Consider the following 24,886-nt stretch of genomic DNA (forward strand, 5'->3'; position numbering starts at 1 on the left):
CTAGATATCCTCCTTGTGGGTGATCTCGGCAAAAATCTGCTCGAGGGTGGCGACGCGGCGGGTTAGCTCGCGTACGCGCCAGTTTTCCCGCACGGCGAGGTTGTGCAGGTCCTCGCGCAAGTCCTCGTCGGCCTGGATGAGGTAGCGGGTCCAGTCCTGCGTGCGGTGCGAGTTGAGGCTCTTCACGTGGGGCAGGGTTTTGATCTTGGCCGTAGCTGCCGCCGGGTCGGGGGCGTTGACCTCAAACAGGATCTCCCCCTCTTGCGTCAGGCGCGAGCGGAGGTTCTCCGGAGTATCAGAGACCTCGATGCGGCCCTTGTTGATAATGATGACCCGGGTGCACGTCATCTCCACCTCGGAGAGAATGTGGGTGGAGAGCAGGATCGTGTGGTGGCGGCGCAGGTTGCGGATCAGGTCGCGCACCTGTCGGATCTGGTTCGGATCGAGGCCGATTGTCGGCTCGTCGAGGATGAGCAACTCCGGCTCATGGATCATGGCGTCGGCCAGTCCCACCCGCTGACGGTACCCTTTGGAAAGTGCGCCGATGAGCTTGCGGCTCACGTCATTGAGGCTGCAAAGTTCGCAGACATCGGCGAGGCGCTCCTTGATCCGGCGTCCCGGCACTCCCTTGAGTGCAGCGCGGAAGCGCAGATACTCATCCACCCGCATGTCCTGCGGGAGCGGGACATTCTCCGGCATGTAGCCGATATGCTCCCGCGCCCGGAGGGAATCGCGAAAGATATCATAGCCTGCGATCTCCGCCGTGCCCGAGGTGGGGGGGAGGTAGCAGGAGAGCATGCGCATTGTCGTGCTCTTTCCGGCGCCATTTGGCCCGAGGAACCCGACGATCTCGCCTTTGCCGACCTCAAACTGGATCTCATTGACTGCGGTGACGCTTCCGTACCGTTTCGTCAGGTTTTGAACCTTGATCATTAGGGAATCTGTTCGTTTACCGTGGTTTTGGACCTCTTTCAAGCGGCGTGGCGTAAAAATCGGCCGGAAATCCGTGTCATGCCGTAAAAATTCGATTCGTAAGATGCTTTATTCGTTTGACTTGCGCTTGCTTGTTCTCGTTTCTGCGAGTTTGCGGGATGTTAGCTTGCGCTCCGCGTTTTCATCCTGCAAGGTGCAGAGGTAGTGTTACGGGGCGGCCAACATGCCGCCCCCTTTCTTTACATAGAGACTCATTTCGAATGAAAAGTTCCTTTACCGCTCGCTGGAGCGAGGCGCTGATTGACGAGAACTATGCCCGATGGGTGGCTGACCCCCGCTCGGTCGATGCCAATTGGGCAGCATTTTTCGAAGGCTTTGAACTTGGCTCGGCTCGATTGGAAGCCGAGGGCGATGCTGCGCCTGCGGCCTCGCTGAATGGCGCGCCCGCTGCTGGCGGAGACGGCCTGTTTCAAGCCAAGGTCGAGGCCCTCGTCTTTGCTTATCGCACGCTGGGTCATTCGATCGCAGATCTCGATCCGTTGGACGTTCTCATCCGCGAAAATCCGCTTCTATCCTTGAACGAACTGGGCTTTGAGGAGGCCGATCTCGATCGAGAGGTTTCCACTCGCCTGTTCCGCGATGGCAAGCCGATGCGTCTCCGCGAGATGATTGAGGAACTCAAGGCCACCTACTGTAGCACGGTGGGCGCCGAGTTCATGCACATCCAGAACCCTCGCATTCGCAACTGGGTGCTGGAGCATTTTGAAAATCGCGACACCAGCCTGCGCACAAATCGTGACCTGCATCGCGACATCCTCCGCAAGCTCTATGAGGCGGAGACTTTCGAAAATTTTCTCCACACCACTTACGGTGGCAAGCGCTTCTCCCTCGAGGGCGGTGAGACGCTGATCACGGCGCTGGAGTCGATCATTCAGAACAGCGAGGCCCGGGGTGTTCAGGAGATCGTCATGGGCATGGCCCATCGCGGCCGTCTGAATGTTCTGGCAAACATCGTCAACAAGCCGCTCGATGTGATCTTCAACGAGTTCCAGGGCAACTTCCGCCCGGAATCCGTCGGCGGCAGTGGCGACGTGAAGTACCATCTCGGCTTCGAGAACATTCGCACCACCCCCACCGGTTACGAGGTGCGTGTCGCTCTCGCTGCCAACCCGAGCCATCTCGAGGCTGTCGACCCGGTCGTGCAGGGCAAGGCCCGCGCCCGCCAGCGCGTCCTCAATGACACGGGTGAGCGCAAGAAGGTGGTCCCGATCCTCATCCATGGCGACGCGGCCTTCATTGGTCAGGGCGTTGTGGCCGAGGTGTTTAACATGTCTCAGCTCCCGGGCTATCGCACGGGCGGCACCATCCACCTGGTGGTGAATAACCAGATCGGCTTCACCACTCTGCCGGCAGACTCGCGTTCGACACCGTACTGTACGGAGATCGCGAAGATGATCGACGCTCCCATCTTCCACGTGAACGGCGAAGACCCGATCGCCGTGGTGGAAATCGCCCGCCTTGCCCTGGAGTTTCGCCAGGAGTTTGGCCGCGATGTCGTCATCGATATCTACTGCTACCGCCGTCACGGTCACAACGAGGGTGACGAACCGACCTTCACGCAGCCCGACCTGTACAACAAGATCAAGACGCATCCGCTCCCGAGCGAGGTCTTCGCCAAGCAGATCTTCCCGCTCGGCACCATCTCGCCCGACGAGGCGGCTGCGCTCAAGGCCGAGCAGATCCAGGAGCTCGAGGACGCGCTGAATCAGGTGAAGAAAAAGAATGGCTCGGATGAGGGCGAATTCGCCGGTTCCACCGCCATCTTCCAGGCGCCCTACTCGCACGAGCCCTCCGATACGAAGATCTCCCGCGAGATGCTCGACCAGATCGTGACGGGCCTCACCACCGTGCCCGAGGGCTTCCGCGTCCTGCCCAAGATCCGCCGCATCCTCCTCGATCGCCGCCTCCAGGCCTGGCAGGCGGGAGGCCCCTATAACTGGGCTTTCGCCGAGGCGCTCGCCTTCGGATCTCTGCTTCTCGAGAAAACCCCCGTGCGTCTCTCCGGTCAGGATAGCCGCCGCGGGACCTTCAGCCACCGTCACAGCGTGCTCTATGACGAGGTGAATCGCGAGCGGTACATCCCGCTGATGAACCTCGGGCCGGACCAGGCCCGCTTCTGCGTCTACAACAGCCCGCTCTCCGAGTACGCCGTCCTTGGCTTTGATTACGGCTACTCCATGGACTACCCCTCGATGCTCTGCATCTGGGAGGCTCAGTTTGGCGACTTCGCCAACGGTGCCCAGATCATCATCGATCAGTTCATTGCGTCGTCTGAGGGCAAGTGGCGTCGCCCGACCTCCATCGTGCTGCTCCTGCCGCATGGTTACGAAGGCCAGGGTCCCGAGCACTCGAGCGCACGTCTCGAGCGGTTTCTCCAGCTCTGCGCCAACGAGAACATGCAGGTGTGCAATCTCACCACGCCCGCGCAGTACTTCCACGCGTTGCGCCGCCAGGCTCACCGCGAGTACCGCAAGCCGCTCGTCATCATGACGCCGAAGAGCCTGCTCACTTACGAAAAAGCGGTGTCGCAGACCGAGGACTTCACGGACTCCCGCTTCTACGAGATCCTCGCCGACAAGGAGGCCGAGGCCAGCAAGGTCAAGCGCGTCGTATTCTGCTCCGGCAAGGTCTACTACGACCTGATCAAGTACCGCGACGAGAACAAGATCGAGGACACGGCGATCGTCCGCATTGAGCAGCTCTACCCGCTTTACGAGGAGAAGCTCAAGCGCACCGTCGCCCCCTACACCAACGCGAACAAGTTCGTGTGGTGCCAGGAGGAGCCGGAGAACATGGGCGCATGGACCTTCATCCTGCCGCGCCTCCTCAATCTCTTCCCCGGCTATATCTATTATGCAGGCCGTCCCTCGAGCGCGAGTCCGGCCGCCGGCACCATGCAGATGCACCAGCGGGAGCAAGCCGCGCTGGTCAAGCAAGCCTTCGAGGTGTAATCCCGAAAAGAGTATCCAATGAGCGTTGAAGTCAAAGTTCCTGTCGTCGGAGAATCCATTACCTCCGGCATTATCTCGACCTGGCACAAGAAGGACGGAGAAACCGTTTCGGCTGGCGAAGTCCTCTTCACCCTGGAGACCGACAAGGTCTCAACGGAGGTCAACTCTCCGGAATCCGGCGTCCTGAAAACTCAGGCCGCAGAGGGCGATGAAGTGAAGATCGGTCAGGTCGTTGCTTTGATCGAAGCGGGTGGCGCCGCTCCGGCACCCAAGGAGGAAGCCCCCAAGGCTGCTGCTCCGAAGGCGGAACCCGCTCCTGCCAAGCCGGAACCTGCTCCCAAGGCCGCAGAGCCTGCCAAGCCCGCTCCCGCGCCAAAGCCCGCCGTCCCCGCCGCCAAGCCGGCTGCACCGGTCTCCGAGGACGGACGCACCACGCGCAAGAAGCTGACCCCGCTCCGTCGCAAGATCGCGACCCAGCTCGTCAACGCCCAGCACACCGCCGCGATCCTCACCACCTTCAACGAGTGCGATATGAGCACCGTGATGAGCCTGCGCAAGGCGATGCAGGACGAGTTTGTGAAGAAGCACGGCATCAAGCTCGGCTTCATGTCGTTCTTCGTCAAAGCTGTCGTCGACGCGCTCAAGGCGACCCCGGCGATCAATTCCCGCCTCGATGGCGATGAACTGATCCAGAATCACTACTTCGACATCGGCGTGGCTGTGGGCACCGAAAAGGGCCTCATGGTCCCGGTGCTCCGCGATTGCGACAAGAAGTCGTTCGCTGAGATCGAGCAGGAACTCGGTGAATACGCCGTGAAGGCCCGCGAGGGAAAAATCTCTCTCGAAGACCTCCAGGGAGGTGTCTTTACCATCTCCAACGGAGGCGTTTACGGCTCGCTCCTCAGCACGCCGATCCTGAACCCGCCGCAGAGCGGCATTCTGGGCATGCACAAGATCCAGGAGCGCCCAGTCGCCGAGAAGGGCCAGGTCGTCATCCGCCCGATGATGTATCTCGCCCTCAGCTACGACCACCGCGTCGTGGACGGCAAGGAGGCTGTGACATTCCTCGTGCGCGTAAAGGATTGCATCGAGAATCCCGCCCGATTGCTCCTGGGTACGTAAGGCTCTGATTGAACGACAGGGGAAAATCCGCTGTCGTATCAGGGTAAATGTATCCGAAATGTGCAGGGCCGGGAAAAATCGGCCCGAGGGGCTCGCATGAATAAAGAGGGCTTCGTATTTTTTGACCCGAATCGCCGTCGCTGGACGTGGGTTCGGGTGGTTGTGGCCATTGCTGTGGTGGTCGTTCTCGCCGCCTCGGTGGTTTTTGTGAAATCCCTGCTCATTCAGCCGCTGCTGAAGATGCCGGATTCCCTGATGGCCCTACGGCTGAAGCTGCACGCCCTGGAGGCAAAGCCTCACCTGATGGCGGAGCGCAAACCTTGGGAGGCCATGCTGCAGAAGTCTCTGGGCCATGCCCACCAGACACGCGCCGCTCTCGCAAAGAGCGGGGAGGTGCGTGCCGCGCTTCTTGATGATGGCGATCAGCGCAGCCTGGCTTCCTTTGCTGCCCACGCCGGGGAGCTGACCCACGTCTGCCCGGAGATCATGTCCGTCGGTGGCGTACCGGCCCATATACGGGTTGAGGTCGAGCCGAGTGTGCTCACGCTGCTTCACAGCTCGCGCGCGAAGATGGTGCCGGTCATGACCAACGCCTCGGGCGACTCGTGGGACAGCGACGCCATTGAGGGCCTGCTCGAGAGTGATGCCGCCCAGCAGCAGCATTTTATCCAGGCTTTGCGGGATTCCCTGCGCGATATCGGCGCCGCCGGTGTGCTCCTGGACTGGCAGGGGCTTGATCCCTCGTTTTCCGATCGGCTCACCAGCTTTCTGGGGCAGATCCGGGATGCGCTGCATCAGGATGATCGCGAGCTTTGGCTGAGCATCCCGGTCGGCGATGATCTCAAGGTCTTCGACCTCGATCAGATTCCTGGCGTGGTCGACCGCATGGTCGCCCAGTTGCATGATGAAAATGCCGAGCAGGATGCCCCCGGCCCCGTCGCCGCCCAGCCTTGGTTCGAAGGGTGGCTCAAGGCATTGCTGGGTTATGGAGACCCTTCGCAATGGATCATCTCGATCGGTGCCTATGGGTATGATTGGAATACCACGAAGACCCATGCGACGACTCTGAGCTTTGCCGATGCCATGGCCCGCGCCCAGCGCGCCAGCACGACGAGCGTCATCAGTCAGGCTCCGTATTACAATCCTTCCTTCTCCTATGGCTACGAGGGCGAGACCCACGAGGTGTGGTTCCTCGATGCGACAACCTTTGCCAATCAGCTCAAAGCGGCCAGTGATCAGAAGACCGGAGGCATCATGGTCAACCGTCTCGGCAGTGAGGACCCCACGATCTGGAAGGTCTTTGGCAAAAACGAGAGTGCCATCGGCAGCCGCCACCGCCAGACCTACCTCGAGTATCTGGACCCGGGTGCCGTGATAGCTCATGTGGGCGAGGGGGATTTTATTCGAGCGGAACTCGAGTCTCATAGCGGGCGGAGGGAGGTCGATACGGATGCCTCCGGGTATCTCACGGAAACCTTTACGGCCTGGCCGGTCTACCCGGTGGCGGTGCACTGGGGAGGCTTCAACCCGCACCGCGTGGCCCTGTCCTTTGACGATGGCCCCGATCCGGAGTGGACGCCCAAAATCCTCGACATCCTCAAGGCGCGAGGGGTGCATGCCACCTTTTTCATCCTCGGCAAGCATGCGGAGGAGCATCCGGAGCTCGTCCGCCGCATCCTTCGCGAAGGGCACGAGATCGGCAGCCACACCTATACGCATCCCAATCTCGGAGAGGTCAGTACGGATCAGACCATACTGGAGTTGAACGCCACCGAGCGCCTCTTTGAGTGGATCACGAGGCGGTCGCCGATCCTTTTTCGCCCGCCGTACAATGCGGATTCCATGCCCGCCAGCCTCTCCGACCTGCGGCCTATCGCCCAGGCCAGCGCGATGGGCTATCTCACGGTCGGCGAAAGCGTCGACCCGCAGGATTGGGCACGGCCCGGGGCGGACGCCATCGTCCGCCGCGTGCGGGAGGAACGTCTCACCGGCAGCGTGATCCTGCTGCACGATGCGGGCGGAGATCGCAGCCAGACGGTCGAGGCGCTGCCCCATATCCTCGATTTCCTGCAGGACCGCGGCGACCAGATCGTTCGCGTCGGAGCCATCATGGGGTTGAAGCGGGAGCAGTCCATGCCGAAGATGCCGATCGACGCCGCCACCGCACCCCTGATCATTTCCAATATCGCTCTCGCCCTGGCGCACTGGATCGAGGATTTCATCTGGGCCTTCATGATTATCGCCTGCCTGATCACCCTGGCGCGCAGCGGCATCATGGCCGCGCTGGCCCTCGCCTGGCGCAAGCGCGAGCCGCAGGAGGGCTTCGCTCCACCCATCTCGATTGTCGTGGCCGCGTACAATGAAGCCAAGGTCATTGATGGAACGCTGAAAGCCCTGCTCAACACCGACTACCAGGGAGAGGTCGAGGTGGTGGTCATCGATGACGGCTCCTCCGACGGCACTGCGGCCAAGGTTGAGGAATTCGCCGCCACCGAGCCGCGCGTCCGCCTCATCCAGCAGGCAAATGCCGGCAAGGCAGTCGCGCTTTCCCGAGGATGCGAGGTGGCGCACCACGAGATGATCGTCTTTCTCGACGCCGATACGCATTTCCAGCGCGACACCCTGCGCCATCTCGTCGCGCCGCTGGCTGATCCCAAGGTGGGCGCGGTTTCCGGCCACGCCAAGGTCGGCAACATTCGCAACTGGGTCACCAAGTTCCAGAGCCTCGAGTACACCTGCGGGTTCAACCTCGACCGCCGCGCCTACGACAAGATCAACGCCATCACCGTCGTCCCCGGCGCGATCAGCGCCTTTCGCAAGTCGGCCATCGAGGACTGCGGCGGCTTTGCCTTTGACACACTGGCCGAGGATACCGACCTCACACTCAGCCTGCATCGGCGCGGCTGGCGCGTGACGTACACTCCCGACGCCATCGCCTGGACCGAGGCGCCCGAGACGATGTCGGGCCTCGCCAAGCAACGCTTCCGCTGGGCTTTTGGCACCATGCAGTGCCTGTGGAAGAATCGCGATATGATCCTGAGCGCACGCTATGGCTGGCTCGGCTGCTTCAGCCTGCCGGGTGTCGTGATCTTCCAGATCATCCTCGTGGCGACGATCCCGCTGGTGGATTTCCTCTTGATCGTGTCGATCCTCTCCGGCGGCGGGCTGCCCTTTGTGGGCTACTTCCTGGCGTTTCTCATCTGCGATCTCCTGCTGGCCTTCATCGCCTGCGTGATCGAGGGGGAGAAGCTGAGCCGGTCGCTGTGGATCATTCCGATGCGCTTCGTGTATCGACCGCTCCTGGCCTACGTGGTCTGGCGCTCCATCTTGCAAATCCTCCAGGGTGCCTGGGTGGGATGGGGCAAGCTCGAGCGTCGTGGAAACCTCCTACCTGCCGAACAGTGAGAATATCCCGATTCCTTCCCATCCTATGTGTGGTGCTGCTCGCGTCCTGCTCCAGGCCCGCTTCCCCGCCGCCCGCGCCGCCGGCCCAGCCGAAGCAATTCCAGGTTCCCGTCACGGGCGCCTATAATGGCGGCTATCTCGATTTCGGTGACCACGAGGACGACGTGACGCTGGAGGGCATCGAGAGTTTTGAGCAGGAGACCGGCCGCAGTCTCGCCATCATCGCCTCGTCGAGCTACTGGGGGGAGCAGCGTTTTCCCCGGCGCAACATGGACATCATCAGCCGCCATGGCGCCATCCCGCTGGTCTATTGGTCTCCCTGGGATCGGCCGTATCAGCAGGACCGCCCGCCGGATCAGTTCAGCCTTCAGTCGATCCTGGACGGCAAATGGGACGCCTACATCGACCAATGGGCCGACTCCGCCAAGGCCTTCGGCCACCCCATGCTCGTCGCCTGGGGCATCGAGATGAATGGCACGTGGTTCCCGTGGTCCGGTTACCGCAACGGCGCCGATCAACCTTTGGGCAACGGTCTTTTCGCCGGTCCCGAGACCTACAAAAAAGCCTACCGGTACGTCGTTGATCGTGTCCGCGCCCGTGGGGCAAAAAACATCCTCTGGGTCTTTCACGTCAACAACCAGAATGCTCCTCCGGACCCCTGGAACTCCATGGCCGCCTACTATCCCGGGGATGACTACGTCGACTGGCTCGGCCTCAGCGCCTATGGCGCCCAGTTTCCCTCCGACCCGTGGTTTACCGTCGAGTCCACCTTCCAGCAGGGATACAACGAACTCGCCGCCATCAACCCTGCAAAGCCCATCATGCTGGCGGAGTGGGGGATTGGGGAGTTTCCCACCGTCGGCCCCAAGGACCAGTGGATCGTCGATGCTGTTGAGTACATGAAAACCCGCATGCCTCGGCTCAAAGCAGCCGTGGTGTGGAACGAGCGCTGGGAAAATGGCGACGGCTCCTACAGCAACCTGCGCGTCACCTCCTCGCCGAAATCCCTCGAGGCCTTCCGCAAGGTTTCCGCAGATCCATTCTGGATCGATCACGCGATTTACAAATAACGGGAAATTTTATCCCTTGCATTATTTCGGAAAGCAGAGATTATCAGCCCTCCCAAATTCAAGGGGTCATAGCTCAGTTGGTAGAGCGCCTCAATGGCATTGAGGAGGTCTGGGGTTCGAATCCCCATGGCTCCACCACTTCAGCTTCAGCGACTTACGCTGGCTGTAAGTGGGGCAAGGTTTTCCATGGTGCCTACTTGTTCCCGCTGGCAACGACCGGGAGCCACAGGCAGGACGGCGTCGCTGCACTGTGATGAATGGTAATGACGGCTTTTTGCGTTTCGCTGCTGACGGTCTCAGACTTCCCGGTTTGAAGATTCCGGGAATAGGTTGGGAACCATGAGGCAATCAGGTAGACGCGCAGCCGATGGCCTTTTTTGAACAGGTTTCCTGTGATCAGATTGTCAAAATTCACCGTCGCGATCTCTCCCGGCTTGAGCAGACGGGGCGTTTGCGTTTTGTCGCGCAGGCTCACGCGGACCACCTCATGTCCGGCCCCTTCGAGGTTGTAGGCGGTGCCATCGGGAGCCACGTCGATAAGCCTGAGATAGAGGTCGAAATCGGGGGCATCGCTCGAGACCCGGATTTCCGCACGCCCATTCCCGACGATGCTGACATCGGTGGAGAACGGCTCGGTTTCAAAGGCGAGCACCGAGGGATTTGTGCTTAAGTCGCGGAGATCGAAACCTCCCCAGTTGGTATCTTTGGTGTCTTTCACCGGGTTTGCCGGGTCTGACGGGAAGGAGCTTGTGCCTGTCGCCAGGGCTTGGCGAGTCGCGATGGCTCCGGCTGCCTCGCCGGGCGTAGCCGTCGACGCGAGATAGAATGGCTGCACCTCTGTTTTTCGGAGAGGCCAGGTGGCATCCGTCTCCCAGGTGTCGGCTCCCATCACATAGGCCCGGACATTGGGCCATTTTTCAACGCCGTTATCGAGTCCTCGGACATAATGGTCCAGCCAATCGAGGACGACGGAGTGGTAATCGATTCGAGCGCCTGGGCCGAGCTTCCGCTCCCCTACGACATCCTGCCCGGTTGCATCCACGCCGTGAATCCACGGACCGAGAATCAGCTTGCTGCGAGGGTCCGGGTCGTTGCGACGGCTGCCGACGATGCCGAGGAAATTCGTGATCGCTCCCTCGCTGCCATACGGTTCGTCATGCCAGCCTGAGATGTTGAGTACGGCGGCTTTGACGTTTCCGTATTTCGTTCGGAAATTTCCCCACTCCCACCACGGATCGTACGGCCCATGCTCAAGCCAGGTGTAGTGGTAGGCCGCGACATCTTTGAGGTAAGGCATCTGCAGGCTGGGCAGCCAGCCCTGGATCGTATCGGCCCCGCCGAGCCGGGCCCATTCGGCTTTGGCTTCGGGAATGGTCTTGGGGCCGGGCAGGTTATTTTTCACACGCGTGTCCGGGGACATGTTGATGTAGGACCAGTTGGCCCACCCGGACTCAAAGACACCGCCGAAGTAAATGCACTGGGGGCCCATCGTGGACGGGCACATCGCCGGTACCATCGCCTTGAGATGAGGCGGGTTCTCCACTGCGGCCAGCCATTGCACTGCACCGGGATAGGAAAGCCCGAAGGTGCCGACCCTTCCGTCCGACCATGGCTGTTGCGCCGCCCACTCGATGGTATCGTAACCATCTTTGCCCTCGTTTTGATAAGCGACAAACTCTCCGTCGGAAGCATAGCGGCCGCGAACGTCCTGAATCACCATCACGTATCCGCGCCGGACGGCCTCGGCGAAGGTCTTTTCGTTCTCCGCATCGCCCTCGTCTTTATCGTAGGGCGTGCGAAAAATGAGGACGGGATGCCTGCCGTCCCGATCCGGTCGGCGGACATCGGCCCGAAGGATGACTCCGTCACGCATGACGACAGGGACATTCTTCTCGATAACGATTTTCACATCTTCGCCGTGAGCGGACGACGAAATGCCCGACAAAGCGAGGACGCAAAGCCAGATGAAAGTCCTCCAATGGGTGAAATGGGAGAAGCTGTCGCCGGGGAGCGAGGAGGTTTTCACGGGAACTTAAGCTGACATTTTTGCTAACGCAGATCAATCCTATGGCCCGCCGCTGCGGCGGCGATAGACCCATTTGCATAGTTTTTTGCGATGCCACGAGAGAAGCCGTCCCGCCTGACAGCCCCTGTTTATGAGGCTCGACGCGGTGGAGAGGTGGATGGCTTGTCCTGCGGTCGTGGCGAGATCGCGATGGAGGCCTTTTTATGACCAGGGCTTTCGGGTGATGACTTTTCGATGAATTCGCCCCTACAGGCCCGGAATCGCAAACTTCACGGTGATTCCCGCGCTGAGATCCGCATACCGCGATCCCGCGTTTGTACTGGAAGACAGAGTTTCAATGCAGGACAGGCCGATCGAGAGATTGGGAGTAGCCTGCCAGTCCGCATTTGCTCCGATGTACTGAAGGAAATCTGATTGTCCGATCGTCGGATAATAATTGATCCCTCCGCTCCAGTAGGCGCCGACGGTGACAGTGTTTGTCACCTGCCAGGTCCAGCCTGCCGTCGGCGTCAGTGACAAAAAGGAATTGGAGCTTGCGCGCTCGGGGAAGGCCTGAAGTCCCGTGGCGTCCGGCGTGAAATAGAGGGAGTGCCCGCAACCGAGATCGAGGTCGATCGTGAGGCCCAGGGAGAGAGAGGCCTCCCAGTCATCGGAGGCAAAGGCGGAGTTCATATTGTAGTCGCATGCTGCCACGGCATAGCCCGAGACCGATAGCCAATCACTGCGGGCGAGAGTCGTGGTGATCCCGGCGGAAACTTCGGCGAAGGCTGAGTTGAGTTCCGGAAAGCGGATGTATTGATAATCGGCAAAGGATGCGCCGAGATACCAATTTGTGTCGCGGTCGAGGGGCTTTTTCCACTCCGCCGTTACCCAGGGACCAAAGTACATGTCGGCAGAACCGCCGCCGGGAATGGACTGCGGGTTGGTGGTCATGAAGAAGGGCGTCGCCGCGGTCAGTGAAAGCTGCCCCGCTTGACGCTCCGAAACCTGTTCGGGCCGTCCGCGTGTGCTCGCCAGCCATTGCAGGTTAAAGATGTCTTTGAGCTGCCGCTGGTCCGACTGGGAAAAGACCACGTCCGGCCAGAGCAGACAGACCAGGGTCAAAGCAGGAGCCACGGTCCATCTGCGCAACTTGCCGCGACGGAACTTCACGCCGCTTGTTATGGAAAGAACCAGTTAGTTTGCCAATGCAAAACGCCCGGCACCAGCTCGCTTACAAATGGGAAAAATAGGGGTCAGTGTGCGAGTTGGCCGCGGAGAGGAGAGAGGCTCCCGCGCCACGAGCGCACGAAAGGGAGCGATTCCGCCGGAAGCGGAATCTTGAAGGAAGGACAAAGCTCACCGACATCAGACTGAACATTCCAACGCCGGGTCCGCCACGGAGCGCTGTCCCGGGTAAGCAGTCCAGAGTCCGGAGGCGGTGAGGGGGTTATTTGCCTTTGACGTAGATCGTTCCTTCTCCCGGAGGAAACAGGAGCGCGACCTCACGCTGACGGGCTTTCAGCTTGGGGAAGCTTTCCGAGAACGTCTTCCAGGTTCCGAGAGGGGTCAGGGACCTGGGGCGGTAGTACCAGGTGTCGTCGTGGACGCGCATGAGAAAATCGCATTTCGGATAAACCAGCGCGCTCCAGACATACCCGCCTCCCTGCTGGAAATCGACGTCGGAGTAATCCTTGGACTCCGGCAGGCGAACGAATGTCGGATCGGCCATGACCTGCACGGAGTACTGGATTTCCGTATCCTTTTGCTTGGGGCGCAGGGTCTGGTGAACTTCCTTCCATGCGTTTTTGCTGAGCTCGATTTTCAACCCCGGCACGGAGCCCGCAGCGGCCGTGTCGGAAATGGTCCCATCCGCGGCGAAATACACGACTTTGCCATCTCCCATCCATCCGGTTTTTCCCTTGGAAAAGTCCGGATTATCGACCTCCTGGGCGAAGGTGCTGTTCAGAAAAAGTCCGAGGATGCCCGCCGCGAGTGCAAGAGACACTTTAATCATGGAGCTTTCCTTAAAGTCTTCCTAAGCGAAAGTGTCGATCTCTAAAGTAAGGCGATTCGCTAAGCGGAGGGGGGATGGCGTAAGCGGGCGGAGTAAGCCGCGAGCATGGTCAACGCCGCGCTGCCAGGCCGAACTCCGACTTGCCACGGTCAGGCCTTCCCGATACCTTCTCGCTCAGCCACCCCAAAGACGGTCATGGCGGGTCACTGATCCGTAGCCGTCCACGAAACCGGGTGGCTTTTTGCTGCCCATACCCGTTGTCAGTCCGGCCACGACTGGCTTTGAAAAAATGCAGACGGTTCCTCAGGCAGGCGGCGAAATCTCCCGATTCATCCGCCATCATTTCCGGCACTTCAACGCGGCTTCGCTCCGGGACGCCGCCGATGGTTACACCGCCCACCTCGACCGGGGCGGCGTGATGTTCCTCACCATGGCGGGCGCGATGAGCACGGCGGAGATCGGGCTTTCCCTCGCGGAGATGATCCGCCAGGGCAAGGTGCATGCCATCTGCTGCACAGGGGCGAATCTCGAGGAGGATGTCTTCAATCTCGTCGCGCACGATTTCTACGAGCGTGTGCCCCATTACCGCGACCTCACGCCTGCCGACGAACAGGCGCTGCTCGACCGGCACATGAACCGCGTGACCGATACGTGCATCCCCGAGATGGAGGCCATGCGTCGTATCGAGGCGGCGGTGCTGGCGGAATGGCAGGAGGCGGATCGTGCGGGTGAACGCTATTTTCCACACCAGTTCCTTTACCGCATCCTGCTGGGAGGGAAGCTGGAAACCCAGATCGACCCTGCGAATAGCTGGCTCCTTGCCGCGGCGGAGCGCAACCTCCCGATGTTCGTCCCGGGGTGGGAGGATTCCACCCTCGGCAACATGTACACCGGTCACTGCATCAGCGGGGACATTCGCAATGTGCACACCGTGCGCACCGGCATCGAGTACATGATCTCGCTCGCGGAATGGTATACCGCCACCGCCCACCCCATGGGTGCGACCGGCTCGGTCGGATTCTTCCAGATCGGCGGAGGCATCGCGGGGGATTTCCCGATCTGCGTCGTCCCGATGCTGCATCAGGATTTGCAGCGCGAGGACGTGCCGCTGTGGGGATACTTTTGCCAGATCAGCGATTCCACCACGAGCTACGGCAGTTATTCCGGCGCCGTGCCGAATGAAAAGATCACCTGGGGCAAACTCGGTATCGCGACGCCAAAGTACATCATCGAAAGCGATGCCTCCATCGTGGCCCCGCTCATCTTTGCCCAGGTGCTCGGCTGGTAGCTAGACGATCGTCGCCAGATACTCGGCGGCTTCGCGCAGGGTCGGTTTGATGGCGCGCACGGATTGCGTGAGCATGAGGTTGTCGATGCCTTCAAAGTGCTCGATCTCGTGGCCGAGATGGTCCACGGGATCGGTCTCGGCCAGCGAGAAGCCGCTGTGGTACACCTTCGTGCGATAGGGCGTGAGGATTTCCGTGTAGCCCACGATGGGCTTGCCCTGCGCGTAGGCGTAGCCGATTTCCCACGCCGTCCCGACATCCATCGAGGGACCGCGAAAGGGGATCATATTGGCCAGCACCGCATCACAGGAGTCGATCAGCCGATAGTTGGCCTCAAAGATCGCCAGCGCTGTTTCCTGGAGGGTTGCAGCCTGGATCTGATTATCGAGCGGGAACTGCCCATCGAGGCCGTACTCGGCGAGGATGGCTTTGTACGTCACGGCCAGATTTTTGGCATCGGGGAAAAAGACGTCCGGTCCTGCGAGGTAAACGCGTGCGCTCATGGCTCTGGCAATGTGCGGTTTATTCCCGCGAGGTCAAGCACGCGGGCGATGTTGAATCCGTCGGGAAAAACTGAGAGCATCCCATTTCAGAGCCATGCAATCCCCGGACGCCATCCCGTCACCGGCCCTGATCGTCGATCTCGACCGCCTCGATCGCAACATCTCCTCCATGCAGGCCGCCTGCGATGCCGCCGGAGTCGAACTCTGGCCGCACATCAAGACCCACAAATCCGTGGCCGTCCTGAAAAAGCAGCTCGCCGCCGGGGCGAAGGGCGCGACCTGCGCGAAGCTCGGCGAGGCAGAGGCCATGCTCCCCTCCGGCGTGCGGCGCATTTTCATTGCCTATTCTCTGGCCGATGTGAGCAAGGCCCGTCGGCTGCGAGAACTGGCGGGAATGCTCGATGAACTCATCCTCGCTGTCACCAGCGAGGCTCATCTGGAGGTGCTGGAAAAGGTGCTGGAGGCTGCGGGTATTTCCGTCCCGGTGCTCATGGCCGTCGATACCGGACTGCTTCGCGAGGGCGTTCGCACTCCGGTCGCCGCCGGGGAACTGGCGGACCGCATCCGCTCATCGCGGCGTATGAAGCTCGCCGGTCTCTATACCCACGAGGGCCATGCCTATCAGGCTCGCACCCCGCAGCAGGTTGAGCTTCTCGTCCGGGCGGCGGAGGATTCGCTCGAGGCAGCGCGCGACGAAATTGGCGAGGACATTCCCATCTGGCCGGGATGCAGTGTCACGGCGACAGAGTTTCTCAAGCGTTTCCCGGTGAAAGCCGTGCGTCCGGGTGCCTATGTTTTCGGCGACCTGAATCTCGCGGAGGGCCCCGGCGGGATGACCTTCGACGATGTCGCCCTCCATGTGCTCGCCACCGTCGTGGACCGTCCCGAACCCGATCTGGCCTTGATCGATGCCGGTTCAAAGGTTTTCTCGAGCGACAAATACTCCGGCAACATCACCGCCCGCGCCGTGGATCGCGAGGACGTGAATGTGACGCGACTCAGCGAGGAGCATGGCTTTGTCACCGGCCGCGGTGTTTCCAACCTGCGGGTGGGGGACCGGCATCTCTTCATCCCGGCTCACGTTTGCCCCGTGGTGAACCTTGCCGACCGCGTGCATGTGGTGCGAGGCGGCGAGGTGGTCGATGTCTGGCCTGTCGATGCCCGCGGGCGATCCGACTAGACGTTCCGGTTGAGCCTGCACTGTCTTCAGGCTGGCCTTACCGCCTGACGGAGTGTTAGGGAAAATATCCGCCACGCGAAGAGTGGCATCCTTTACCAGCCATGAAGATCATTCGTTACTCGGATAGTGCCGGAGCCATTCACCTCGCCCGGGAGGTCAGTGGTTCCTATGAACGCCTCGACGGTAGGTTGTTTGGCGAATTGACTCCCACCGGCGAGGCCGCCGATGTGGCCAAGCTCCTCGCTCCGCTGGTTCCCGTAGCGATCCTTTGCATTGGGCTGAACTACCGCCGCCATGCGGAGGAGACAAAGGCGAAGCTCCCCGAGTTTCCCATCCTTTTCATCAAGACGCCAAATACGCTCCAGAATCCGGGCGACCCCATCCTGCTCCCGACGGCGCTGGCGAGCCACCAGGTGGATTATGAGTGCGAACTCGCGGTCGTCATCGGCAAGACCTGCAAGAACGTGAAGCGGGAGCATGCGCTCGATTATGTCTTTGGCTACACCGCGGCCAATGACGTGAGCGCCCGCGACTGGCAGAAGAACTGGGGCGGTGGCCAGTGGTGCCGGGGCAAGTCCTTCGATACCTTCGCGCCCCTTGGCCCCGTGCTGGTCACGAGTGATGAAATTCCGAATCCCAACAGCCTCGGGATCAAGACGATCGTCAACGGCGAGACTTTGCAGGACTGGAATACCGGAGACATGATCTTCGATGTGCCTGCGCTCATCGAGTTTCTCAGCGGCAGCACGACCCTCTATCCGGGCACGGTTATTCTCACCGGCACGCCGCATGGCGTCGGCATGGCGCGGACACCGCCTCGCTGGCTCCAGCCGGGTGACGAGGTGACCGTCGAACTCGAAAAAATCGGTCGCCTCACGAATCCCGTCGTCTCCGAGTAGCGGGATTTTTGCGGGGTCCGAATAGCGCACGGGATGCGAATCCTGAGCGTGAATGCTTCTCCCTGGACGGAAACGCGCATCCCGGAGCGGATGGATCGCCTGCCGTGGACGCGCTGGCACTGGCTGGTCGTCACGGCTCTCGGGGTCACGTGGATTCTCGATGGCCTGGAGGTTACGCTCGCTGGTGCGCTGGGCGGCGTTCTGACCCATTCCGAGGCACTGTCCCTGTCGCCCGTCCAGATCGGCGCGAGCGCCTCGGCCTATCTCATCGGGGCCGTGCTTGGCGCGCTCGGCTTTGGCTGGGCCACCGACCGGTTTGGACGCAAGAAGCTTTTCTTTGTCACGGTGGGCGTTTACCTCACCGCCACTGCGGCGACGGCGTTCTCATGGGATTTCTGGAGCTACATCGTCTTCCGCGCTCTGACCGGCGCCGGTATCGGCGGCGAGTATGCGGCGATCAACTCCGCCATCGATGAACTCATTCCCGCCCGGCTCAGGGGACGGGTGAATCTCATCATCAACGCCACCTTCTGGATCGGCGCGGCCATCGGATCGAGCGCGACGCTGGTCTTGTTGCATCCCGATTTTCTTCCGGTCTGGCTCGGCTGGCGCCTGGCTTTCGGTATCGGCGCCTTGCTGGGTCTTGTCATTCTGTTCTTCCGCCGCTGGGTTCCAGAGAGTCCGCGCTGGCTCATGGTTCATGGACGGGCGGACGAAGCCGAGCAGATCGTGGCCGGGGTGGAGCGTCATGCCATTGCGCATCATGGCGCGCTGGCTCCCCTTCGGGAGCCGTCAATACGAGTCCATGCCCGCAAGGGAACGGCTTTCCGGGAGATCTGGCATGCCGTGGCTCATGAGCACCGGAGTCGCTCGGTCCTGGGGCTTGCGCTCATGATCGCCCAGGCCTTCTTCTTCAATGGCGTGTTCTTCACCTATCCGCTGGTGCTGGTACGCTATTTCGGCGTGTCGGAATTGACGGTCGGAGGATATCTGCTGCCCTTTGCCCTGGCCAATGCGGTCGGCCCCATGGTGCTCGGACGTTTCTTTGACACGTGGGGCCGCAAGCCAATGATCGTCTTGACCTACGCGGGCAGCGGACTGCTTCTCGTCGGATCGTCGATCCTGTTCCTTCAGCATGCTCTCTCCTCCACCGGGCAGACTGCGGCGTGGATGATGATCTTCTTCGTGGCCTCGGCGGCGGCGAGTTCGGCCTATCTGACCGTGAGCGAGATTTTTCCGCTGGAGATGCGCGGGCTGGCGATCGCGATCTTCTTTGCGGTGGGCACTTTCTTTGGTGGCGTCGCGTCGCCGCTGCTTTACGGCTGGCTGATCGATGTGGGAGGGCAGGATCGCTGGCCGCTTTTCCTCGGCTACCTGCTCGCGGCGGTACTCATGATTTTCGCGGCTCTTGTCGAGGCGTGGCTCGGCGTAAAGGCGGAGCGGAAATCCCTTGAAAGCATCGCGTCTCCCCTTGCCACCCGGGAGGGCTGACATCTTTCTGGGGGTGCTCACCGATTGCGGGTTTTTCCGGCTGGGTGATGTTGCTGCATGAGCACCGAAAAAGCACTTATCACCGGCGCGACCAGCGGTATTGGCTTACACTTGGCGCGGGAATTCGCGAGTCATGGGCATCCTCTTGTGCTCGTCGCTCCTGTGGGGGGCGAGTTGCGCGACGTCTGTCGGCAGATTCAGGGAGAGTTTGGCGTGGAGGTCATGGCCATCGCGGCGGACCTTCGCGAACCTGCCGCGCCAGAGCGTCTCTTCCAGCAGGTGGGCGAAACTGTCGACATCCTCGTCAATAACGCGGGCCATGGGCAAAAGGGCGCCTTTTGGGATTACCCGATGGACGAGGACATCTCGATGCTGCGCCTGAATGTCGAAGCCGTCGTCCGCATGACCAAGGTGTTCGTCGCCCATATGGTCCGCCGTGGACATGGGCGCGTTCTGAACGTCGCTTCAGTCGCCGGATTTGTCCCTGGTCCTGGGATGGCGACCTATCACGCGACGAAGGCTTTCGTCCTTTCTCTCAGCGAGTCGCTGGCCACCGAGCTGGAAGACACGGCGGTCACTTTGACCGCACTTTGCCCAGGCCCCACCGACACGGACTTTTTCATCAAGGCGGATGCTCTCGCCTCGGGAAACGTCAACAAGGCGCCCGTGATGGCTCCGCAGGATGTCGCCCGCGAGGGCTACGATGGCCTGATGAGTGGCGACCGCGTGGTTGTTCCCGGTGCGGCCAACAAGGCCATGGTCTTCAGCCGCCGCGTCCTGCCGGAATCCGTCCAGGCCAAATGGCAGGAGCAGATGGTGGCCGATGTCCCGCCGGATAAGCAGAGGTATCACCGCGGAGAAAAGGAGGCAGAGGCCGAGGCAAGGGACGCGAGTTAGTCTTTCCCGTCGCGGGGTGGGTGAGGTCAGGCCACCTCGATGACGATCGCTGTCGTATTGTCTCGTCCCGAGCGCTCCACTGCGGTCGTGACGAGACGCTGGGCCGGGTCGTGTACGCGTTCCCCCGGCTCGGGGTCTTTCAGGAGGCGGCGGATTTCGTTGTCAAACAACCCGTCCACCACGCCATCGCTGCACAGGACAAAAACGTCGCCCTGCTGGTACGCCACCGCGCCGACCTGGGGATCGACGAATTGATGGCCCGCCCCGAGCGCCTTCTGCAGGGACGTGCGGCCGGGATGCTGCTTTGCCTCCCACTCGCTGATTTTCCCCTGGCGGAAAAGCCATCCGACATAGGTGTCGTCATGGGAGAGCTGCTTGATCCCATCCTCGCTGGCCGGGAGGTAGTAAAGCCGGCTGTCGCCGATATGGCCAAAATACATCCATCCCGGCGTGAACCACGTCAGCGTGAGGGTGGCCCCCATCCCGGCGCAATCCGGGTCGCCCCATGAGAGATAGGAAATCGCCTTGTGGATCTCGTGGTACAGCTCGGTGAAAATATCGGCAAACCCGGCAGCCAGACCCTGAGCCGACCGCTTGAAGGCCGCCGGCATGAAGCGTGTCACCTTGTCCACCGTGATGCGGCTGGCAAACTCGCCTGCTGCCGCACCCCCCATGCCATCGCTCACGGCAAACACATAGTCGCCGTGGTCGGTCGATCCGTCGCCCTCGCGTCCCAGGTATCTCAGCTCCTGGGCATCGAATTGCAGGCCGAGAAAGGTATCCTCATTGTTCGACCGGACGCGGCCCGTATTGCTGCGACCGTGCCAGATCAGGCGTTGGTTCGGTATGACTTGGTTGATTGGCTCCATCGGCCTCTTCAAACCCCGGCAAAATGGTCGCAAACTCGAAATCGATCAAGCAGAAGCGCCCATCCGACTGCCGGTAGGTAACGTTGCGTGTCTCGGCGTCGTCGTGCCGCACGCCATATTTCTCCAATTCCGCAAAAAGCTCCAACCGGCGGTCGTCGTCCAGGTGGTCGACGCGCTGACCGCAGCTCGATGTCACGATTTTCAACTGCTCCGGGTCAGATTCCAGCAGGCGGGGCACAAAGGGACACTGCATCTTCTCCAAAAAGCGCAGCACCTTGACCTCGGTATCGAAGCGTTCCTGGGCGTTCGGCCCGCGGAAGGTCTTGTGGACGCGTCCATCGTAACCGATACGCACCGTGGCGCGGAGGGTGTCTTTGACCTGGTGCATTCGGCTATTATCGTCGCTGCTCGTCGCCTTTGCTGCAAGTTCTCACCCGGGATTTTCGGATCGTCTCCGGATCTTCTTGAGGGTTGGCATTGTTCCTGCTCTTCAATAGGTGCGCCGTACGGATAAAGGGTAAAAAATAACACTTATGCGGTCCCCTCCGGCGCGGTCCGCGCAAAACAAGACACTCGAAGAATAATATGGCGAAGTACAAACTGGAATACATCTGGCTCGATGGTTACGAGCCGGTGGCCAATCTCCGTGGCAAAACCCAGATCAAGGAATTTGACTCTTTCCCGACTCTTGAGGAGCTCCCGCTCTGGGGCTTCGACGGCAGCTCGACGAAGCAGGCCGAGGGTCACAGCTCGGATTGCGTGCTGAAGCCCGTTGCAGTTTTCCCCGACGCCACCAAGACCAATGGCGTCCTCGTCATGTGCGAAGTGCTCCTTCCGGACGGCACCCCGCACCCGACCAACGCTCGCGCCACCATCGTGGACGACCCGGATACCTGGTTCGGCTTCGAGCAGGAGTATTTCCTTTATCAGGACGGCCGCCCGCTCGGCTTCCCGCGTGAGGGTTATCCCGAGCCGCAGGGCAAGTACTACACCGGCGTCGGCTACAGCGCCGTGGGCGACATCGCCCGTGAAATCGTCGACACTCACCTCGACCTCTGTCTCGAGGCCGGCATCAACCACGAAGGCATCAACGCCGAAGTGGCCAAGGGCCAGTGGGAGTTCCAGGTTTTCGGCAAGGGCTCCAAGACCGCTGCTGACCAGGTGTGGATGGCTCGTTACCTCCTCCTCCGTCTTTGCGAAAAGTACGGTGTGGACGTGAACTTCCATTGCAAGCCGCTCGGCAAGGATCTCGACTGGAACGGCTCCGGCATGCACTCCAACTTCTCGACCAAGTACATGCGTGAAGTCGGTGGCAAGGAGTACTTCGAGGCCCTCATGGCTGCCTTCGACAAGTACAAGAACGAGCACATCGCCGTTTACGGCCCGGACAACCACCTCCGTCTCACTGGTCTCCACGAGACCCAGTCGATCGACAAGTTCAACTACGGTGTGGCCAACCGCGGTGCTTCCATCCGCGTCCCGCACAGCTTCGTCAACAACGGCTACAAGGGCTACCTCGAAGACCGTCGTCCGAACTCCGCTGGCGATCCGTACAAGATCGCGAGCCGTATTCTCCAGACGATTGCCACGGTCCCGACCCCGTAATCGCCGAGAGTTACCGATTCAAGAAAACGCCGCCTTCGCAAGAGGGCGGCGTTTTTCTTTGGTGACGCCGGCTCCGGGAGAGTCCGGCTTGCGGGGCACGACGGGAGTTCTGCGTCAGTTCTCCGAGATTTCCTTCGCGATGATGCGGTAGATATCCGTGTTGTCGATGGACCCATGGATCGCTTCCGACCCCGGTCCATCAGCCACCAGCCATACATCGCCGCCGGTGTGATAGGCCGATCCGCGCGGCAGCAAGGCAGGCTGGGTCGCCTCAAAGTGGTCCTCGGCTACAGGCGTGGCATCCGGCTTCGGTGGATTCGCTCCCGGACCACTGGCCCAGGTGAGATAGGGGTGCTCGCTGACCGGGTTTTTCCCCAGCAGGGCATCGCCCTTGATTCGTAGCGGCGCCGGGGGGCCATTGAAGATCAGCCCGCCGGTGTTGTGGTCGGTGGTGACGATGATCAGGACATTCGGCCCGGCGTTCTTCTTCAGCCAGTCCAGGGTGGCATCCAGTTCCAGCACTTCCGTGATGGCGCGCTTGGCATTGTTGGCATGGCAGGCTTTATCGGGAAGCCCTGCCTCGGCCACGAGGAGGTACGGCTTGCCGCCGGCTTTGAGGAACTTCACCGCCTCGCCGACCATGTCACGCAGCCGCAAAGTGCGGGTGCCATCCGCGTAGTAGGGGAAGGCATCCGGGAAAAAGGTACCGAGTACGGGTTTATCCCCCTTCCTGGCCTCTACGAAGGCGCTCCAGTCGTCGAAGTACGCCACGTTGGATTGCTCCCTCTTCTCGGCATTCTTTCGTACCTGGGCGGGCTGGTTTTCCTTGTACTTGACCGCGGGATCGGCCGAGCGGTCGCTGAACCACTTGTAACCCCCACCGAGCACGATATCGACCCGTTTGCCGAACTGATCGAGGATTTTGTCGGCGATCAGGTCATACTGGGCGCGGCTGCGATGCTCGACGAGGAACGATGCCGGTGTGGCTCCCGTGACGGAATCATCGCTGACCACCCCGGTCGACCATCCTTTGGCCTTGGCGAGGTCGAGGATGCTCGCCGGGCCGGAGGCCGAGTCAGGTGCGGCCTGGCCGACCACTCCGTTGATCGCTTTGATTCCTCGCGCCATGGCCGTCGCTCCCGCGCTGGAATCCGTCACGAGATCGGATGCGGAGTACGTGCGGACAAATGCCGTGGCGGGAAATTGATCCCAGGCGAGCTTGCCATCGGCCCCCAGGGCATAGTCTCGGGTGGTGGTGATCAATTCCAGGGACGTTCCATCGGAAATAATGAGGACAATGCCATCGAGCTTCTTGTTCGCCTCGGCGTGAACAAAAGGGGCCCCGAAAAGGCAGATTCCCCCGAGAATGAGACCCGCCAGGGCATGGCGAAAGGGCTGGGTGATGGTGGTCATCGGAAGGTCGATCTTTACTACCCCCATGGTCGAAATGCTAAAGGAATATTGAAACAACCTTTTGACGTCGATGTCTCCAGTCCCCCTGATTGGAGGCTCCCCTCAGTCCCGTTTTTGCATGGAAGTACCGTTAGTTCTGCTCGTTATCGTGGTGATAGTCGCCCTGGTGTTTGATTTCACCAATGGCTTTCACGACGCGGCAAACGCCATTGCCACCGTCGTTTCCACCCATGCGATGACCTTGAAATCCGCCCTTATCATGGCGGCGGTGATGAATGTCGCGGGGGCGTTCTTCGCCACGGAAGTGGCGACAACCATAGAGAAAGGGATCGTCCGCGATGTGGGTACTCCGCTCAATGCCCAGTTGATTGTCCTGTCTGCTCTCATCGGAGCCATCGCCTGGAACATCACCACCTGGTACTTCGGCATGCCCAGCAGTTCCTCGCATGCGATCGTGGGTGGGCTGGTGGGGGCGGGTGTCACCTATGGCCATGCCCATGGCGTCATCTGGACCTCGATCATGGACAAGGTGCTCATCCCCATGCTCCTGTCCCCCATCTTTGGAGCCATGGTGGCCGCCCTCATCATGGGCCTGATTTATGTCATTTTCCTTTTGATCCGGCAGGAAAGGCAGCAGCACATTTTCCGTCCATTGCAGATCATGGCGGGGGCCATCATGGCTTTTTCTCACGGGTCCAATGACGCGCAGAAGACCATGGGCGTGATCACCCTCGCTCTCATCGGCGGGCGCGTGCTCCCGGCGAACAGTCCCATCCCCTGGTGGGTCGTGATTCTTTGCGCCGTTACGATGGGACTCGGTACGCTGGCGGGTGGACGCCGCATCATTGAGACCACTGGCAAAAAGATCACCATTCTCGACCAGGAGAATGGCTTCGCGGCCAATATCGGCGCGTCCATCACGATTCTGCTCTGTTCGCGCTTCGGCTTGCCGGTGAGCACGACGCATGTCGTGATCGGCTGCATCACAGGCGCGGGCTTGGTGCGGGATCGCCGGAAGATCAATTTTGGCACCTGGGGCAGCATGCTGGTGGCCTGGATTTGTACCATTCCGGGTGCGGCGGGCTTTGCGGTCGTCACCTACCTTGTTCTCGAGCGCTTCCTTGTCCCCTTGCTTTAGCGCAAGTTCTTGTGGAATTCGGGTTTGAAGAGGGCGCGAGGA

19 protein-coding genes and 1 tRNA gene are annotated in these 24,886 nt (G+C 60.9%); 12 read left to right on the forward strand and 8 right to left on the reverse strand.

Annotation, left to right across the window (positions count from 1 at the left end; genetic code table 11):
* Window positions 1–933: an ABC transporter ATP-binding protein gene (locus TSACC_RS06585; protein ID WP_075078580.1), complete on the reverse strand. Its 933-nt coding sequence runs from the start codon at window positions 931–933 to the stop codon at window positions 1–3.
* A 260-nt stretch (window positions 934–1,193) separates the two neighbouring features.
* Between TSACC_RS06585 and TSACC_RS06590 the strand changes: the two genes are divergently transcribed.
* The 5 genes from TSACC_RS06590 (at window position 1,194) to TSACC_RS06610 (ending at window position 9,679) form a co-directional block, all read left to right on the forward strand.
* Window positions 1,194–3,944: a 2-oxoglutarate dehydrogenase E1 component gene (locus tag TSACC_RS06590; RefSeq protein WP_075078581.1), complete on the forward strand. Its 2,751-nt coding sequence runs from the start codon at window positions 1,194–1,196 to the stop codon at window positions 3,942–3,944.
* An 18-nt stretch (window positions 3,945–3,962) separates the two neighbouring features.
* Window positions 3,963–5,066, forward strand: a complete 1,104-nt coding sequence (gene sucB / locus TSACC_RS06595; RefSeq protein ID WP_075078582.1) for a dihydrolipoyllysine-residue succinyltransferase — start codon at window positions 3,963–3,965, stop codon at window positions 5,064–5,066.
* A gap of 96 nt (window positions 5,067–5,162) precedes the next feature.
* Window positions 5,163–8,471, forward strand: coding sequence for a trifunctional glycoside hydrolase family 18/polysaccharide deacetylase/glycosyltransferase family 2 protein (locus tag TSACC_RS06600; protein ID WP_075078583.1), 3,309 nt, complete (start codon window positions 5,163–5,165; stop codon window positions 8,469–8,471).
* Window positions 8,472–8,500: 29 nt separating this feature from the next.
* Window positions 8,501–9,541 carry a glycoside hydrolase family 26 protein gene (locus tag TSACC_RS06605; protein ID WP_075078584.1) on the forward strand — a complete coding sequence of 347 codons (1,041 nt, stop codon included), beginning with the start codon at window positions 8,501–8,503 and terminating at the stop codon, window positions 9,539–9,541.
* A gap of 62 nt (window positions 9,542–9,603) precedes the next feature.
* A tRNA-Ala gene (locus TSACC_RS06610) sits at window positions 9,604–9,679 on the forward strand.
* A 55-nt stretch (window positions 9,680–9,734) separates the two neighbouring features.
* On the opposite strand, the gene TSACC_RS06615 is transcribed toward TSACC_RS06610, so the two are convergent.
* From TSACC_RS06615 to TSACC_RS06625, 3 genes are all read right to left on the reverse strand, one after another.
* Window positions 9,735–11,567, reverse strand: a complete 1,833-nt coding sequence (locus TSACC_RS06615; protein ID WP_075078585.1) for a CocE/NonD family hydrolase — start codon at window positions 11,565–11,567, stop codon at window positions 9,735–9,737.
* A 246-nt stretch (window positions 11,568–11,813) separates the two neighbouring features.
* Window positions 11,814–12,719 (reverse strand): TonB-dependent receptor, encoded by a 906-nt coding sequence (locus TSACC_RS06620; protein WP_075078586.1) that lies wholly within the window; start codon window positions 12,717–12,719, stop codon window positions 11,814–11,816.
* Between the two features lie 277 nt (window positions 12,720–12,996).
* Window positions 12,997–13,563 (reverse strand): hypothetical protein, encoded by a 567-nt coding sequence (locus TSACC_RS06625; RefSeq protein WP_075078587.1) that lies wholly within the window; start codon window positions 13,561–13,563, stop codon window positions 12,997–12,999.
* A gap of 289 nt (window positions 13,564–13,852) precedes the next feature.
* On the opposite strand from TSACC_RS06625, the gene TSACC_RS06630 reads away from it, so the two are divergent.
* Entirely contained in the window at window positions 13,853–14,851 is a 999-nt protein-coding gene (locus tag TSACC_RS06630; RefSeq protein ID WP_075078588.1) for a deoxyhypusine synthase family protein, read from the forward strand.
* Here TSACC_RS06630 and TSACC_RS06635 read toward each other — a convergent pair whose 3' ends face one another.
* Window positions 14,852–15,352 carry a nucleoside 2-deoxyribosyltransferase gene (locus tag TSACC_RS06635; protein ID WP_075078589.1) on the reverse strand — a complete coding sequence of 167 codons (501 nt, stop codon included), beginning with the start codon at window positions 15,350–15,352 and terminating at the stop codon, window positions 14,852–14,854.
* 94 nt (window positions 15,353–15,446) lie between these two features.
* On the opposite strand from TSACC_RS06635, the gene TSACC_RS06640 reads away from it, so the two are divergent.
* The 4 genes from TSACC_RS06640 to TSACC_RS06655 all read left to right on the forward strand — a co-directional run bounded on the left by TSACC_RS06640 (window position 15,447) and on the right by TSACC_RS06655 (window position 19,819).
* Complete coding sequence (locus TSACC_RS06640) at window positions 15,447–16,532, forward strand: alanine racemase (RefSeq protein WP_075078590.1); 1,086 nt, start codon at window positions 15,447–15,449, stop codon at window positions 16,530–16,532.
* A gap of 101 nt (window positions 16,533–16,633) precedes the next feature.
* Window positions 16,634–17,431, forward strand: coding sequence for a fumarylacetoacetate hydrolase family protein (locus tag TSACC_RS06645; RefSeq protein WP_075078591.1), 798 nt, complete (start codon window positions 16,634–16,636; stop codon window positions 17,429–17,431).
* Window positions 17,432–17,464: 33 nt separating this feature from the next.
* Window positions 17,465–18,922, forward strand: coding sequence for an MFS transporter (locus TSACC_RS06650; RefSeq protein ID WP_075078592.1), 1,458 nt, complete (start codon window positions 17,465–17,467; stop codon window positions 18,920–18,922).
* A 57-nt stretch (window positions 18,923–18,979) separates the two neighbouring features.
* A complete protein-coding gene (locus tag TSACC_RS06655; RefSeq protein ID WP_075078593.1) occupies window positions 18,980–19,819 on the forward strand; it encodes an SDR family NAD(P)-dependent oxidoreductase in 840 nt (279 codons plus the stop codon).
* Window positions 19,820–19,845: 26 nt separating this feature from the next.
* Here the strand turns inward: TSACC_RS06655 and TSACC_RS06660 are convergent, their stop codons facing one another.
* Together TSACC_RS06660 and TSACC_RS06665 are read right to left on the reverse strand one after the other, a co-directional pair.
* Window positions 19,846–20,688 carry a PP2C family protein-serine/threonine phosphatase gene (locus TSACC_RS06660; RefSeq protein ID WP_075078594.1) on the reverse strand — a complete coding sequence of 281 codons (843 nt, stop codon included), beginning with the start codon at window positions 20,686–20,688 and terminating at the stop codon, window positions 19,846–19,848.
* Complete coding sequence (locus tag TSACC_RS06665) at window positions 20,603–21,076, reverse strand: BUD32 family EKC/KEOPS complex subunit (protein WP_101927828.1); 474 nt, start codon at window positions 21,074–21,076, stop codon at window positions 20,603–20,605. Before TSACC_RS06665 ends, TSACC_RS06660 begins: the two co-directional genes overlap by 86 nt.
* Window positions 21,077–21,273: 197 nt before the next feature.
* Here TSACC_RS06665 and TSACC_RS06670 point away from each other — a divergent pair, with 197 nt between their 5' ends.
* Window positions 21,274–22,293, forward strand: coding sequence for a glutamine synthetase beta-grasp domain-containing protein (locus TSACC_RS06670; protein ID WP_075078595.1), 1,020 nt, complete (start codon window positions 21,274–21,276; stop codon window positions 22,291–22,293).
* Window positions 22,294–22,407: 114 nt separating this feature from the next.
* Here the strand turns inward: TSACC_RS06670 and TSACC_RS06675 are convergent, their stop codons facing one another.
* On the reverse strand, window positions 22,408–23,733 hold the full coding sequence (locus TSACC_RS06675) for an alkaline phosphatase (RefSeq protein ID WP_075078596.1): 1,326 nt from the start codon (window positions 23,731–23,733) through the stop codon (window positions 22,408–22,410).
* Between the two features lie 91 nt (window positions 23,734–23,824).
* On the opposite strand from TSACC_RS06675, the gene TSACC_RS06680 reads away from it, so the two are divergent.
* Window positions 23,825–24,844: an inorganic phosphate transporter gene (locus TSACC_RS06680; protein ID WP_075080596.1), complete on the forward strand. Its 1,020-nt coding sequence runs from the start codon at window positions 23,825–23,827 to the stop codon at window positions 24,842–24,844.
* Window positions 24,845–24,886 lie beyond the last annotated feature (42 nt).

Origin of the sequence: Terrimicrobium sacchariphilum (genome assembly GCF_001613545.1) — a bacterium.
GTDB classification, from domain to species: Bacteria; Verrucomicrobiota; Verrucomicrobiia; order Chthoniobacterales; family Terrimicrobiaceae; genus Terrimicrobium; species Terrimicrobium sacchariphilum.